The sequence below is a fragment of the Psychrosphaera sp. 1_MG-2023 genome, assembly GCF_030548245.1.
GTDB lineage: Bacteria > Pseudomonadota > Gammaproteobacteria > Enterobacterales > Alteromonadaceae > Psychrosphaera > Psychrosphaera algicola.
On sequence record NZ_JAUORW010000005.1, the window covers coordinates 135,657 to 150,106 of the forward strand.

Annotated in this window: 10 protein-coding genes; 6 read left to right on the plus strand and 4 right to left on the minus strand. The window is 42.1% G+C overall.

Annotation, left to right across the window (positions count from 1 at the left end; all coding sequences use genetic code 11):
* Window positions 1-2: 2 nt before the first annotated feature.
* Genes Q4575_RS06225 through Q4575_RS06235 form a run of 3 tightly spaced genes read right to left on the minus strand, consistent with a single transcriptional unit; the run spans window position 3 to window position 2,980 of the window.
* Window positions 3-1,247 (minus strand): glycosyl transferase, encoded by a 1,245-nt coding sequence (locus Q4575_RS06225; RefSeq protein ID WP_215964489.1) that lies wholly within the window; start codon window positions 1,245-1,247, stop codon window positions 3-5.
* Between the two features lie 12 nt (window positions 1,248-1,259).
* Window positions 1,260-2,090: a mannosyl-3-phosphoglycerate phosphatase gene (locus tag Q4575_RS06230; RefSeq protein ID WP_215964488.1), complete on the minus strand. Its 831-nt coding sequence runs from the start codon at window positions 2,088-2,090 to the stop codon at window positions 1,260-1,262.
* 2 nt (window positions 2,091-2,092) lie between these two features.
* Window positions 2,093-2,980 carry a kinase gene (locus tag Q4575_RS06235; RefSeq protein ID WP_252736810.1) on the minus strand — a complete coding sequence of 296 codons (888 nt, stop codon included), beginning with the start codon at window positions 2,978-2,980 and terminating at the stop codon, window positions 2,093-2,095.
* 313 nt (window positions 2,981-3,293) lie between these two features.
* Here Q4575_RS06235 and Q4575_RS06240 point away from each other — a divergent pair, with 313 nt between their 5' ends.
* From Q4575_RS06240 to Q4575_RS06260, 5 genes are all read left to right on the plus strand, one after another.
* Window positions 3,294-4,010: an HAD-IA family hydrolase gene (locus Q4575_RS06240; RefSeq protein ID WP_303521730.1), complete on the plus strand. Its 717-nt coding sequence runs from the start codon at window positions 3,294-3,296 to the stop codon at window positions 4,008-4,010.
* Window positions 4,011-4,068: 58 nt separating this feature from the next.
* Window positions 4,069-6,429, plus strand: a complete 2,361-nt coding sequence (gene uvrD / locus Q4575_RS06245; RefSeq protein WP_303521731.1) for a DNA helicase II — start codon at window positions 4,069-4,071, stop codon at window positions 6,427-6,429.
* Window positions 6,430-6,461: 32 nt separating this feature from the next.
* The gene (locus tag Q4575_RS06250; protein ID WP_303521732.1) at window positions 6,462-8,711 is read left to right on the plus strand and encodes a GNAT family N-acetyltransferase; all 2,250 of its coding nucleotides are present in this window, start codon (window positions 6,462-6,464) and stop codon (window positions 8,709-8,711) included.
* A gap of 129 nt (window positions 8,712-8,840) precedes the next feature.
* Window positions 8,841-10,781, plus strand: a complete 1,941-nt coding sequence (locus Q4575_RS06255; RefSeq protein ID WP_303521733.1) for a S9 family peptidase — start codon at window positions 8,841-8,843, stop codon at window positions 10,779-10,781.
* A 31-nt stretch (window positions 10,782-10,812) separates the two neighbouring features.
* Entirely contained in the window at window positions 10,813-12,006 is a 1,194-nt protein-coding gene (locus Q4575_RS06260) for an NRAMP family divalent metal transporter (protein ID WP_303521734.1), read from the plus strand.
* 57 nt (window positions 12,007-12,063) lie between these two features.
* On the opposite strand, the gene Q4575_RS06265 is transcribed toward Q4575_RS06260, so the two are convergent.
* On the minus strand, window positions 12,064-12,774 hold the full coding sequence (locus Q4575_RS06265) for a DNA alkylation repair protein (RefSeq protein ID WP_303521735.1): 711 nt from the start codon (window positions 12,772-12,774) through the stop codon (window positions 12,064-12,066).
* A gap of 250 nt (window positions 12,775-13,024) precedes the next feature.
* Between Q4575_RS06265 and hemN the strand changes: the two genes are divergently transcribed.
* Window positions 13,025-14,365 carry an oxygen-independent coproporphyrinogen III oxidase gene (gene hemN, locus Q4575_RS06270; protein WP_303521846.1) on the plus strand — a complete coding sequence of 447 codons (1,341 nt, stop codon included), beginning with the start codon at window positions 13,025-13,027 and terminating at the stop codon, window positions 14,363-14,365.
* The last annotated feature ends 85 nt before the right edge of the window (window positions 14,366-14,450 follow it).

Here is a 14,450-nt window from a genome sequence, read left to right on the forward strand (position 1 = left end):
TTTTATACTGCGTTTGGTTGTGCTATCTTGGAAAACTCTTCAAAGTCTTCTTCAACAGCTTGCTTCAATTCTTCTAATACATTTGGCATGGCGCTCACGACACGATTCCAAGACGGAATAAATGGCGTTTCCATTGGGTTAGCGATAAAGCTCTCACCGGCTTCGATGATATTACGTGCGAACATCTCAACTGACTTTTCTTCGGTATGGGTGTCTAACGTTAAGCCGTTAATCATCGCGTCATTTCGATAGGTTTCTATATAGTCTAATGCAATTCTGAAGTAAGTCGCTTTAATGGTACGCATGTTTTCAGCATTTATAATATAACCTTGAGTCGCCAATTTTCTAAACAGTGCTTTGGAAATGTCTATCGACATTTTACTTAGACCACCATCGGTAGACTCAAGTGATAAGTCCTGATGTTTATGGTCGTAGTTATTTGCAATATCGACCTGACAAATGCGGTTTGATGCAAAGTTGCGGTGCATTTCAGATAACACCCCAATCTCTAAGCCCCAGTCACTTGGAATTCTTAAGTCAGTTAATACATCACGACGGAACGAAAATTCGCCAGATAATGAATATCGGAAACTGTCCATATATTCTAAATAATCATTGTCGCCTAATACCTTTTTGAGGGCTTTTAACAGCGGAGTAACGAGTAGTCGAGCGACTCGGCCATTGAGTTTTTTGTCAGCGACGCGGGCGTAATAGCCTTTACTAAATTCGTAGTTAAATTGTGGATTTGCCACTGGATAAATCAAACGAGCCAGTAGGCTGCGTTCATAGGTTAAAATATCGCAGTCATGCAGGGCGACCGATTCTGCTTTACCAGAGGCCAATACATAACCCATGCAATACCAAACATTTCGGCCTTTACCTAACTCCGTAGGCGCTAGATTTAATGCTTGTAATTTTTTGTCTAGTGCTTGCAATCTTGGGCCATCATTCCATAGGATCCTGTGGTGTTGAGGCAAGGTAGAGAAGAAGTTGATTGCGTGTTTGTATTCGTCAAGGCTTGCACGGTCGAGGCCGATTACAATTTGAGAAAGATAAGGGACTTCAGCTATTTTACTGATGATATCGGGTAATGCTTTACCTTCTAATTCAGAAAAAAGCGAAGGTAAAATGAGACCTAGAGGCCGCTTTTTAGAGAACTCGGTAAGTTCAGACTCGAGATCTTCGATACTGCGATTTGTCAGGTTATGCAGTGTTGTAACTATACCGTTTTGATAAAAGTCAGCCATGTTATTGCTCCATTAGATTTGTAATTCTTGAGTTAATATTTGATCCAGACATTCGGCCCAGCCTTTGGGGCCCATCTTAGTGCTCTGCCAAATGGCATCAGTGCGAAAGAGCTTTGGAAAATCGTGTTTGGATGTCTTGATCTGTACGGCTATGTCAGCGCTTTCTAACATGTCGTTGTCGTTAAAGCTGTCCCCCAAAGCAACAGACTTGAATTGAGTATTTGTATTTTGACGCGAAAATTCTTGAGTTAACCAACGCAGTGCTATGCCTTTATTCGACTGACCGCTAATGTGTAGAAATCGACCGCCCTGTAGCACGTTTGCACCGGCACTTTTCATGCGATTACTAAATAAGGTTTTTTGTTGTTCTGTACCCAACCAATGTAAGGGTTCGCTGAATTGACGGTCATTGGCTTGGCTCGCATCGATTGTTGACAGCCCAGTCGCTAAGCTCAGTTCTTCATCCGACATTTTGGAGAAGCCTTTAAACGCACCGTCTAAGTCTTTGCTATTGGCAGTTATAAGCTCAAGCCAGTAATTACGTTCCCGGCTAAAGGCTTTTCGCCAATACCCATTTTTTAACTCACAATCTGCTGGTGGTTGGTCAAAAAATCCGTCGGGAATATAAATTGCCGCGCCGTTTTCGACGACAAAAGGAGTTTGCAGCGCTAATTCATTACGTAGTTGTTGTACTTCTGCAAAAGTCTTAGATGTATTTGGGATAACCGAAATATGGTGTTCTTGTAACTTCTCTAGCATTGGCAATGCAGCAGCATAACTGTAGCTGTGATGGTCAAGTAATGTGCCATCGAGGTCGGTGAATATGATTAATTGTCTGTACAACTTTATTGCTCCAGTCCGTTGGCGGACAAAATATTTCGATTGTGATCTAGCTCTAGTACGATATTAGAGATAAATGGCACGTGCTCTAAGCTGTGTTCAGTAAGGCGTTGATAGTGTTGGATAAAAGTTTCTACTTCGCTATCGGACATCACTGCAGTACCGGTTCCTTGCGTTTTTTCCGCAAGTTTATGTTCTTGTTCTTTTCGCCAATGGGAGACACATTCGAAAGAAGGTGCCTTTAACATCAGCCAATAATCCATAATTAAATAAAGGGGCGAATATTCTTTCTCAATCATTGAGTTACTGTATGTTCGCCAAGCCCCTGTGTTATCTAAATCGGTTTCCAATGTATTTGTTGGAGAAGCAAGTTCTTCCTCAGTCTGTGGGGGAACGCCCCAGCACCAGCCTTCAAAGATTACAATGTCAGGTGTCTCAGAAATCACCGGCCAGCTAGATTTTGGATGTGGATTGTCAGTGGCCTTATTAAATCGAGGCAGCGCAATGGGTAAGTTGTTTTGTCGTAATCCCATTAATACTTGGCGCATTAATTTTGTATTATGTGTACCTGGCACACCACGGGTTTTAAATAAGGGATGGATTGTCGTTGCAAGTTTATTGCGGTCGTCTTTATCTAAATAAAAGTCGTCAAGAGATAAAACAGCAACCGTTAATCCTGCAGATTGTCTAAGGTAATCGGCAATAAAGTCGGTCAAAGTTGACTTGCCCGAACCTTGGCAGCCATTAATACCGATAAACAGAGGTGCAGATTTCGTCGTGGATTTAAGTAAGACTTGTTTTGCTACTGGAATGAACCATTTTGGTGCAATGTCACAAAATGATCCACCGAGTTTATGTTTAGCGATAAAGTCTTTTATAAAACTATTTTCCATCTGTCCTCCGCCTTTATTGGCGTCTCTGCCTACTGATTTAGGGCTTTTCGTTAGATTTTGAGTATCTCAGTTGCCACAACAAATTAGTGAACTTAATAAATCTGATAGTGAACAAATCTTCAACAAACGTGCCAGTATCGGGTTAAATGCCATTTTCATTTTAAAAATACACGGTTTTTGACACCTTTGCGCCGTATCTATAGGCCATTTAAGCTCAGCTGTTAAATGAGATTTATCACTTACAAGTACAGTGTTGTCGACGAATCGGCCGTGTTAGACTGACGCGAATTTGATTTCTTAATGAGAGGTTTTTGTGGCACTGCGTTTTAATCGACCCTTTGGTGCGCAAATTAAAGCGATTAGCTTTGATTTGGACGACACCCTTTATTACAACGACGAAGTGATTGTCCGTGCAGAACAGGCCCAATTTGACGCGGTTTGTGAACGGGTTCCCGCGGCTAAGGAAGTGGGCATTGACCCTTGGATAGCGTTAAAGTGGCAACTGGCAATTGACGATCCTGAAATTCGTCACGATGTTACGCATTGGCGAAAAACCATGATTAGACAAGGTTTAGCCATGTTTGACTTATCCGGTCATGATATAGAAGCGCTGAATAGTCACATATTTGATGTGTTTTATACTGCGCGTTCTGATTTTGTGGTGCCGCAACAGACTTTTGATGTGCTAGCGAAACTGGCTGAGCGCTTTCCATTGATCGCCGCAACAAATGGTAATGCTGACATTGAACGCATTGGCCTTGCGCCTTATTTTGCGGCGTATTATCGAGCGGGGCAGCCTGGTGTTCGAATGAAGCCTTATCCTGATATGTTAATTCAAGCGGCAGAGCAGCTGGATATTGCTCCACAACATATTCTGCACTTGGGAGATAACTCAGAGACAGATGTAGGTGCCGCGCTAAATGCGGGTTGTTCAAGTTTGTGGTTTAACCCTGAGCAAAAAATCAATCCTTTAAGCCATTTAGCCGATGGTGAATATTCAGACTTGGATGATTTGTTACAGCTGTTATAATACCTGTTTATAGATCCAGTTTTTCGATCTCTTTTTGCCATTAAAAGGTTATTTTTGTATGGACGTTTATATTCCGTCGGCCGATACAGGTTCGGCAGATACTCAGACTTTAAAGCTCAACGAACTCAATGAACGTCAATATGAAGCCGTGACTGCGGCACCGCAAAATATGCTGATCTTGGCAGGTGCGGGTTCGGGAAAGACCAAAGTATTGATTTCCCGTATTGGTTTTTTGATCCGCGCTCATCAAGTTTCGCCATTTTCAATTATGGCAGTAACGTTTACCAATAAAGCGGCGGCGGAGATGCGCCATCGTTTAGAGTCACTATTAGGCCACGGAGCGGTGGGCTCTGCTTATGGTTCAAGTGGCATGTGGATAGGCACATTCCATGGTTTGGCGCATCGCTTTTTACGAACGCACTTTCGTGAAGCCAACTTACCTGAAAGCTTTCAAGTTTTGGATTCTGACGATCAGCATCGGTTAATTCGCCGTGTAATGAAAAGCCTAAATTTGGATGAAAAGCGCTATCCGCCAAAACAATGCATGTGGTACATCAATGGCAAAAAAGATGAAGGGCTACGACCAAAACATATCGAGTCGTTTGATCCAACGGAACAGGTCATGTTGCAGGTGTACAAAACGTATCAAGAAGCCTGTGACCGTGCTGGCTTAGTCGACTTTGCCGAAATACTGCTCCGCAGTCATGAGATATTGGCCACGCATAGCGATATTTTAAATCACTACCGCAAGCGATTCCGCCATATATTGGTGGACGAGTTTCAAGATACCAATAGCATTCAGTATGCCTGGATCAGATTGTTGTCTGGGAGTAACCCCGGCGCAATGGTAGATGATATTCCAGCAGCACATGTGATGATTGTTGGCGACGATGACCAATCAATCTATGGTTGGCGCGGGGCTCGTGTTGAAAATATTCACAATTTCCAAAAAGAATTCGAATCGGTAGAAATGATCCGGCTCGAACAGAACTATCGTTCTACCGCCAATATTCTAAAAGCGGCCAATGCAGTTATTGCTAATAATAGTGACAGACTTGGCAAAGATTTGTGGACGGAAGGGCGTGAAGGCGACCCGATTGGGCTTTATACCGCATTTAACGACTTAGACGAAGCTCGTTTTGTGGCGGGTAATATAAAAAAATGGCAGGAAGAAGGTGGTTCATTATCAGAAACCGCCATATTGTATCGTAATAATGCTCAGTCACGTGTGCTGGAAGAAGCCTTGTTACAAAGTGGCATTAAGTACCGAATTTACGGTGGTTTACGATTTTTTGAACGTCAAGAAATCAAAGATGCACTCGCCTATTTACGTATGGTATCTAACCGTGACGATGACGCTGCATTTGAACGTGTTATTAATACTCCGGCCCGTGGTATCGGTGAAAAATCACTGCAAACCATCCGTGATGCCGCACGTAGCCAAAATTTAACTATGTGGCAGGCCGCTGGCCGACTAATAGACGAAAAAGCCATGGCAGCAAGAGCAATGACGGCTGTGCGTGGATTTATGGATTTAGTACAAAACCTAGAAACCGGTGTTGCCGATTTACCGCTACATGAACAAGCTGACCAAGTCATTCAGTCGTCTGGTTTAAAAGCAATGTACCAAGCCGAAAAAGGCGAAAAAGGACAAACTCGAGTCGAAAACTTAGAGGAATTAGTCACCGCGTGTCGCCAATATGAACCTGACGAAAACATGCAGGAAATGCCTCTGTTAGCGGCATTTTTATCCCACGCATCATTAGAGTCTGGTGAATCTCAAGCTGACGCCTTTGAAGATGCGGTGCAGTTAATGACATTGCACAGTGCAAAAGGACTTGAATTCCCAATGGTGTTTTTGGTTGGCGTTGAAGAAGGTATGTTCCCGAGTCAACAAAGCTCGGATGCGCCGGAACGACTAGAAGAAGAACGTCGTTTAGCGTATGTCGGTATGACCCGTGCGATGGAAAAATTATTCATAACACACGCCGAATCTCGCCGGATGTATGGACAAGAGCATTATCACCGACCATCGCGATTTATTTCAGAGATCCCAAAAGAGTGTCTTTATGAAATCAAGCTAACTACCAGTCAGCCAAGACAGTCGAGTTACGGTCAAGGCGGCAGTGGCTCAGGAAATGCTAACAGCGGTTACAAACCGAGTTCTCAGTATGGTAGTTCGACGGGCTACGGATCTGGCCAATCAAAATCGAAAAGCAACTATGGTGCTTCAGCCAGCCACATAAAGTTTTCTGAAAGTGCCTTTGGTCTAGGCCAACGCGTGCAACATGCAAAATTTGGTGAAGGTACAGTGTTAAACTGTGAAGGAGATGGTGACAACTCCCGTATTCAGGTTAATTTTGATCAGTTTGGTGCTAAGTGGCTTGTGACAACTTACGCTAAATTAACAAAAATCTAACCTCGATGTACTTGCCAGGTATCCTATCGCAATTGCGGCTCAGTCAGCAGCGTGGGTTACTTTGGCTCGCAGGCGAGGCGGATTGGACTTTAAATTGGTTATCTCGTGAATTCAATGCAATTGATAGCGACAAACCCCTTGATATTGTGCGTTTTGGTTCGCGTGAAAATAACCAAAGTACCTTCCACCAAGTTCACGATATTCGAACTAAGCAGTATAAAAAGCAATTAGGCCAAGAATCGGACATCATAATGTTTGATGCTTTTGCTGGGTTTAATCCCGATGCTTTTGGGGCATTGGCGGGCACAGTACGACGAGGTGGTTTGGTTATTCTGGTGACGCCAAGTATTGAACACTGGCCTATGTTTGCAGATCCCGAATTGAACCGAGTTTGTGTTGAACCGTTTAAATTTGACCAAATCGAACATCATTTTATCCAGCGGTTGGTTACACTTTTGACTGCCGCACCTTCGGTAATTAAGATCTTTCAATCTGAGCATTCTATAGTCGACCAACTGGCGCCAGTACGGCTTCAAAGCATTGATGTAAAAACCGATATAAACGTAAAACAAGGTTTAGATTTTGGTTGTATTACTACCGATCAAACCAACGCTGTTACATCGATATTAGCGTTAGCAAACCAAAATCAAAAACGGGCGCTGGTATTAACTGCCGACCGAGGCAGGGGTAAGTCCACAAGTTTGGCGATTGCCGCTTGGCAGTTAATTGAAGCAAAGTTAAGCACTTGTTCAACGAATGAAGCTGACTTAACAATTGTTCTAACGTGTCCACTTGTTGATTCTGTATCGGGGTTAATGTCGCACTTTTATCACTTAGCTTGCGCAAGCCAATCAGCGGTTGAGCGCTCAGGAAATTCCATTTATTCGAACCGTCAGTCTCCTTATGAGTGGCAAGTGAAGTTTGTCGCACCTGATCAACTCGCCTTGTTATTACCTGACGCAAATTATGTTTTGATAGATGAAGCTGCCGCCATTCCAATTCAAATGCTGTCGCCTGTTTTTAATCATTACAGCTGTTGTATTTTGGCTTCTACCCAACATGGTTATGAAGGCACGGGGCGCGGGTTTGAATATAAACTTAAGCCAGCGCTGCACACCTATTTTGAGACTGTCGAATACATTGAACTCAGTCAGCCAATACGATGGTCAGCACATGACAACTTAGAGCCAATTGTAAACCGCCTGTTGGCATTAGACGTTGAGTTAGCGGATATTACGGCGATACATACTCGATTAACGCCACATGTACCGGCGACATCAGAATCTGAGGCTAATGCCCTAACCCAACTCAATATTTATCCTGTTGAACAAGCAGAACTCGCTAACAATATAACGTTAACTGATCAGATATTTGCGCTGTTAGTGCATGCCCATTATCGAACATCACCTAACGACTTAAGGCTACTGTTGGACAGTCCAAATATGACCGTTTGGCTTGCCGAGGACCAAGGCGTTGTCGTTGCTGCGGCACTCGTGGCTAAAGAAGGTGAAATTGAAGGGCCGCTTGCTGAGCAGATCTGTCAAGGTCGACGTCGGCCAAGAGGCCATTTATTCCCTCAATCCTTACTTAATCACGGAGGGTTTAAACACGCCGGTAATTACCACTACAGCCGAATTGTGCGTATTGCTGTGCACCCTAAACTGCAGAGCTTTGGCATTGGCAGTAAATTAGTCTCTACAATCGAAGCATATTCGATAGCAACAGGCGTAGATTTTTTGTGTACCAGTTTTGGGTTAACAGAGAGTTTATTGCGTTTTTGGAAAAATAATCGATTTGTTGCGGCGAGGTTAGGATTAAAGCCCGAAGCCTCAACGGGTGAGCTATCGTTAATGATGTGGAAATGTCTAACTTCGGCATCAAGAGCGTTTTACAACACAGTCAATCAACGTTTTGTTGCATCATTAACGACAGAGTTAAAATTTATAGATGAACGAAAAAAATGGTTAACCGAATCTTGGTTTACGGCATTATTTGAACTCGATATTACGCAGTCAAATAAGTGCCCAGAAATCCCCCATACGTTGACAAATCAGGACATGGTGGATTTAACCTACCTGACCCAGCATTTTCGATTACCAGATAACTGCCTATTGGCGTTGTATCGCCTGACGAAACAGTCAAAAGCAAATGACCTACTTTCTGCCTGGTTTAATGACGGACTCAGCCGAGCAGAGTTGCAATCTCAGTTTGGTTTATCGTCTGACAAACAATGGCAAAGCGCAGTCCGACAGGCAGTACAATATCGAATGAATTTAATGTAGCAAACATAGTGAGAAAGCACCTAGCAACTTATTGATACGTATGTATTAGGTATTTTGATTAGTTTAATTTATTTATAAGTTAATTTTCTATACAGTTGAGACGCGAAAATAGTATTTAAAGGACTAATGATGTCAATTCGAAAGAGATTAAAAGCAATAAAATTCAGTGGGTTTGCTATAGCAAGTTTATTATTGTCAGCATTTTCTGCTTACCCCCAATCGGTGTCTGTGCCATCAGAAGTGTATGGTGAGCTGCCTGAAAAAAGCCTAATCGCTATATCGCCGAGCGCTAATCGCATGGCGTATCGCACAACATCAAAAGATCGCGATTTACTTGTGGCCGTTGACATGGTTGAAGGCAAGTTACTTCAAGCGGCGTCGATCGAAAATATCAACCCGAATAATATATATTTTGTTAGTGAAAATATTGTCATTTTTGTGGCGACTAAAAATGTACGAATTGGCGGCTATCGAGGCCGACATGACTCAAGTTGGGCTTATGCGTTTAATATTGAAACTGGCAAAATCCACGCATTATTAGAGCAAGATTACGGGATATATAAAGGCCAAACGCGCTTGGGCCGAATCTTAGGTATATCCAAAGATAAAAAATACGCTTTTATGCCAGCTTATGAAAATCCAGGTTCATATAATTTGTATCGTGTTAGTTTGGAAAAGCGTCGTAAACCTCGAATCCACCAAAAAGGATCAGGGGATACTGTAGATTTTTTTGTCGGAAACGATGGCGAGGTACTCGCACGTGAACGATATAACAATAAGTCTGACCTGCACCGCATAGAAGCCCGTCACGATGATGATTGGGTCGAAATTTATCGCGAAGTGACTGACATAAGAACCAAAGGTTTTAATGGTCTAACACCGGATAAAAAGAGCTTAGTTTTTAGAACGTATAACTCAGATGGCCGTCGTGCTTATTACACTATGTCTTTAAAAGACGGTGCAATTTCAGAACCTATATTTATCCATGACAAAATGGATGTAAGTGGATTGCTAACGGATCTTACTCGCACCGTATATGGCGTATCATACTCCGGTATGACGCCAGCTTACGAATTTTTTGATCCTAAATTAAATGCTCGAATAAAAGGCATAAATAAGGCATTGCCTAACAACTGGTTTTCCATTAGAGATTACACCCCAAGCTGGGACAATATTGTATTTTATATGGATGGTGAACTTAGTTCGGGCGATTATATCCTTTATTCAAAAGGAGAAATCTCAATGCTGGCTCAACGTCGTCCCAAGATCCCACCGGAGGCTGTGCATGCTGTTGTAGAAACCGAATTTAAAGCCAGAGATGGAATTACCATTCCGACGTTGCTCACTATGCCTAATGGCAAAGAACCGACTAATTTACCGACCATAATAATGCCCCACGGTGGACCTAAATCCCACGATACAAAAGGGTTTAATTATTTTGCTCAATTTTTTGCGTCAAAAGGTTATTTGGTTGTGCAACCGCAATTTAGAGGTAGCACAGGTTTTGGATTAGATTTTATTCGAGCTGGCAACGGTGAATGGGGCCGAAAAATGCAAGATGATCTCACGGACTCAGTCACAACTCTGGCCAAAGAAGGGCTTGTTGATGATGAACGAGTTTGCATTGTCGGTTCTAGCTATGGCGGATATGCCGCTTTAGCCGGTGCCACATTCACGCCAGATTTATACAAGTGTGTGGTTTCAATTAATGGCGTTTCAGATATTTCAGAAATGATGGAATCGGAACGTCGTGATTATGGGTCAGATCATTGGGTTATCTCCTATTGGGAAAATGCGATTGCCAATGGCAAATTTGATGATGATCATTTAAACCAAATATCGCCAATTAATCATGTCAAAAATGTTAAAGCGCCAATTTTACTTATCCATGGCCAATTTGATGAAGTGGTCCCTGTAGGGCAATCGCGAGAGATGGCAGATGAATTGGAAGATGAAGATAAAGATGTCACTTTAATTGAGTTGAAGGGCGGTAATCATCATTTGAGCAAAGCAGAAAATAGAATGAAAGCGATAAAAGCAATTGAAACATTTGTGGAAAAACATATATAACTAACGCTGCACTAAACAAAATGGTGATGACATGAGAAAGTTTAATATCGGTCCGGCATTTTTAGTGACCGCGGCATTTATAGGGCCAGGCACGGTCATTACCGCAACACTCGCGGGGGCCAATTATGGTTACGCCCTTGTCTGGGCGCTATTATTTTCAGTCATTGCCACCATCATTTTACAGGGTATGACGGCAAGGTTAGGCATTATCTCCCAACGCGGATTGGCCGAGAACATTGTGGCAACAATGCCAAACAAGTATTTTAAGTGGGCGGCCAGTGGTCTCATTTTAAGCGCAGTTGTTATTGGCAATGGCGCGTATCAAGGTGGCAATATTGCGGGGGCCAGTTTAGGACTAGAAGGGTTATTTGGTAAGTTCGGAACAGACGTTTCTTTATGGCCTTGGGTTATTGGCTTAGTTGCCTTCGGCCTGTTAATTACAGGCAGCTATCGATTAATTGAGTCAGCACTTATTGCTCTTGTTTTAGTGATGAGCACGGCGTTTGTGGTAACAGCGGTTTTAGTCGGTGTCGACATTGGTCAATTGTGGTCTGGACTAACGACCTGGCAAGTGCCTAGTGGCGCGATGTTAACCGTAATTGCACTTATCGGGACAACCGTTGTGCCGTACAATTTATTTTTACATACCGCGAGTGTTGCTAAAAAATGGCATAACCCCGATGACATTAAATTAGCCAATCGTGATCTTTATTTTTCGATACCTATTGGCGGTGTGTTAAGTATCGCCATTGTTTCCACCGCAGCCACGGCATTTTTTGGACATCAAATCAATATTCAATCCGCGGCGGATATCGCTCCAGCCTTAGAACCGGTTTTTGGTAGTAGTGCAAAATGGTTGTTATCAACTGGTTTATTTTGTGCCGGAGTCAGTTCTGCGGTAACCGCTCCTCTTGCTGCTGCATTTGCATTAACAGGGTTGACAGGTAAAGCGTTTGATATTTCAGACAAGCGATTTAAGTTGGTCTGGGCAACCATACTTATTATTGGCATTATTCCCGCGAGTTTGGGTTTTAAGCCGGTATCTATAATTGTGTTTGCTCAAATTGCCAATGGCGTCATGTTGCCTTTGATTGTGTTGTTTTTACTATGGATCATGAATAGTCAATTACTTGGTATTTATAAAAATAATCGACGTCAAAATATCTTGGGTGGCTTGGTATTACTGGTGTCACTGATGCTTTCAGCAAAATCGTTATTTGGCTAAGTGCTTCTGTTAAGACGCTTATAACCCAGTTTTAAGCGCAATAGCAGCTATGGCGGGTTACTTTTTCATGTAATGTTGTCGTTCCTGCGGCGTAAATTTCTCAATGGCATAACGGAGCATCGTGCGTGGCATAGTCTTGTGGTATTTATCTAAAAATGCCACTTCGACCGATTTATTGCGATTCCCGATTTCTCGCAACATCCACCCCACAGCTTTATGCATTAAGTCTTCTTTGTCATGTAACAATATTTCTGCAAGCGCCAGAGTGTCTGCGTAGTCGTCTTGTTTGATAAAATACAACGTCGTGATTATGGCAATTCGACGCTGCCAAAGGTTACAGGATTGAGCTAATTCATACAGTACTGCGGTGTCTTTGCCATGGAGCTGAGGGCCTAAAATCTTATAGGCTGAACTATCGACCAAATCCCAGTTATTCACTTTCTGAGAATGTTGAATATATAGATCTGCGATGGTTTGTTTGTCTGTGTCGATTTTAGATTTTTGATAACGTTCGACTAATATAAACACCGCAACCATTCGGGTTTCGTGATATTCATGATTAAGTAATTCAAATACCTTTGGAATGGTCATAGATTTACATTGTTTGGCGACGGCACGTAATGTTGCGGTTCGGATCCCATAAAAATGATCGCCCTCTCCATATTGCCCCTTTTGCGTTTTAAAAAATCGTTGAGACGTATTGGCTATTTCTGGAGAAGCTAATTCGGCTAACCTATTAACTAGAGTTTGTGTGTCGCTGATAACCATTCTATTTTGCCCTTTATGTATTATTGATAAATACGTTACTTTTTAAGCCCAAACGTAGACTTCAATACCCTTCTAGATTCTATATTAATCTAATAAGTTAAGTCGCTTAAGCGCTAAGCACAAATAATAATAACGGTTATTTTGTTGAGCTTGATCAACTCAGACAATTTATTATTGTTTTAAAGTAGCGCCAATCGTGAAAAACAATTGGGAACTTAGAGTGCAAAACGTGTCGACATCTCATCTACCATTGATGAACAAATACAATATGAATGGCCCACGCTATACCTCTTACCCAACAGCACTTGAGTTTCAGTACGACTTCTCTAACAAAAATTTTTGTCAAGCTGTGGCACAGAGCGAAACCGACAACTTATCGATTTATATCCACATTCCATTTTGCCATAAGCTTTGTTATTACTGTGGTTGCAATAAAGTAGTGACTCGTCATAAACATAAGGCAGATATATACCTAGATTATTTAGCCAAAGAAATCGAAAGCCGGGCAAGTTTATTTCAAGATCACAAAGTCGTGCAAATTCATTTCGGAGGCGGAACTCCCAGTTTTTTATCAAAAGCGCAATTTTCACGGATTATCGCACTTCTCAATACACAATTTGAGTTCGACCAAAAGTGGGAAATGAGCATTGAAATCGATCCGCGAGAAATCGAATTGGATTATTTAGACCATTTGTATTCCCTTGGATTTACTCGTTTGAGTTTTGGTGTTCAAGATACCAATCTGCAAGTACAAGAAGCCATTAATCGGGTGCAGGATTTAACATTTATTAAAAGTTTACTGCGTCGCGCAAGAGATCTTGGTTTTTGTTCAATTAATCTAGACGTGATATATGGGTTGCCGCATCAATCGCCTGTGCTATTTGAGAAAACATTAAATGATATTTTAGACTGTGATCCTGACCGAATCTCACTGTTTAGTTATGCTCATATGCCGTCTCGTTTCGCCGCTCAACGAAAGATCAAAGATGAATGGTTACCTACGCCAGACGTTAAAATGTCATTAATGTTGCGAGCATTGGATGTGTTTGTCGAAAAAGGATATATCGCAATAGGCATGGATCATTTCGCCAAACCTAATGACGATTTAGCACAGGCGCAACAATCTGGGCAATTGCATCGAAATTTTCAGGGATATACCACCTTAGGCAGCAGTGACTTACTAGGGCTTGGAGTGTCCTCGATAAGTTCAATAGGGAATAGTTTTAGCCAGAATTATAAGTCGTTAACAGACTATTATGCCTCTATTGATACATACAAAAATGCCGTTGAAAAAGGGTTGTGGCTAAGTCGAGATGACCAAATTCGAGGCGATGTGATTAAAACGTTAATGTGTAATTTTTTGGTTAATATTTCAGATATCGAAAAACGATGGGAAATTGATTTTAAAACCTACTTTGAAAACGAATTAAATGCACTCGATCCTATGATAAAAGACCATATGCTTCAGCTAGAAGAAAACCACATTCGAGTTACTCAAAGCGGAAAGTTATTTGTACGTACAATCTGTATGACGTTCGATAAGTACATGGCGGCTCAACTCAATCAACAACGTTTTTCCCGCATAATTTAACGGGTCAGAACCACCTTTATTTCGTTCTCGCTAGAGTTGCCCAACCTCTGGTTTTTGAAAGTGGTTCTGCCCCTTTAATTCTTTG

What these genes read in the sequence shown, in the direction of transcription:
- Q4575_RS06225 (WP_215964489.1), bottom strand. Translation starts at nt 1,247, where the DNA reads ATGGCTGACTTTTATCAAAACGGTATAGTTACAACACTGCATAACCTG.
- Q4575_RS06235 (WP_252736810.1), bottom strand. Translation starts at nt 2,980, where the DNA reads ATGGAAAATAGTTTTATAAAAGACTTTATCGCTAAACATAAACTCGGT.
- Q4575_RS06265 (WP_303521735.1), bottom strand. Translation starts at nt 12,774, where the DNA reads ATGGTTATCAGCGACACACAAACTCTAGTTAATAGGTTAGCCGAATTA.
- Q4575_RS06255 (WP_303521733.1), top strand. Translation starts at nt 8,841, where the DNA reads ATGTCAATTCGAAAGAGATTAAAAGCAATAAAATTCAGTGGGTTTGCT.
- Q4575_RS06260 (WP_303521734.1), top strand. Translation starts at nt 10,813, where the DNA reads ATGAGAAAGTTTAATATCGGTCCGGCATTTTTAGTGACCGCGGCATTT.
- uvrD (WP_303521731.1), top strand. Translation starts at nt 4,069, where the DNA reads ATGGACGTTTATATTCCGTCGGCCGATACAGGTTCGGCAGATACTCAG.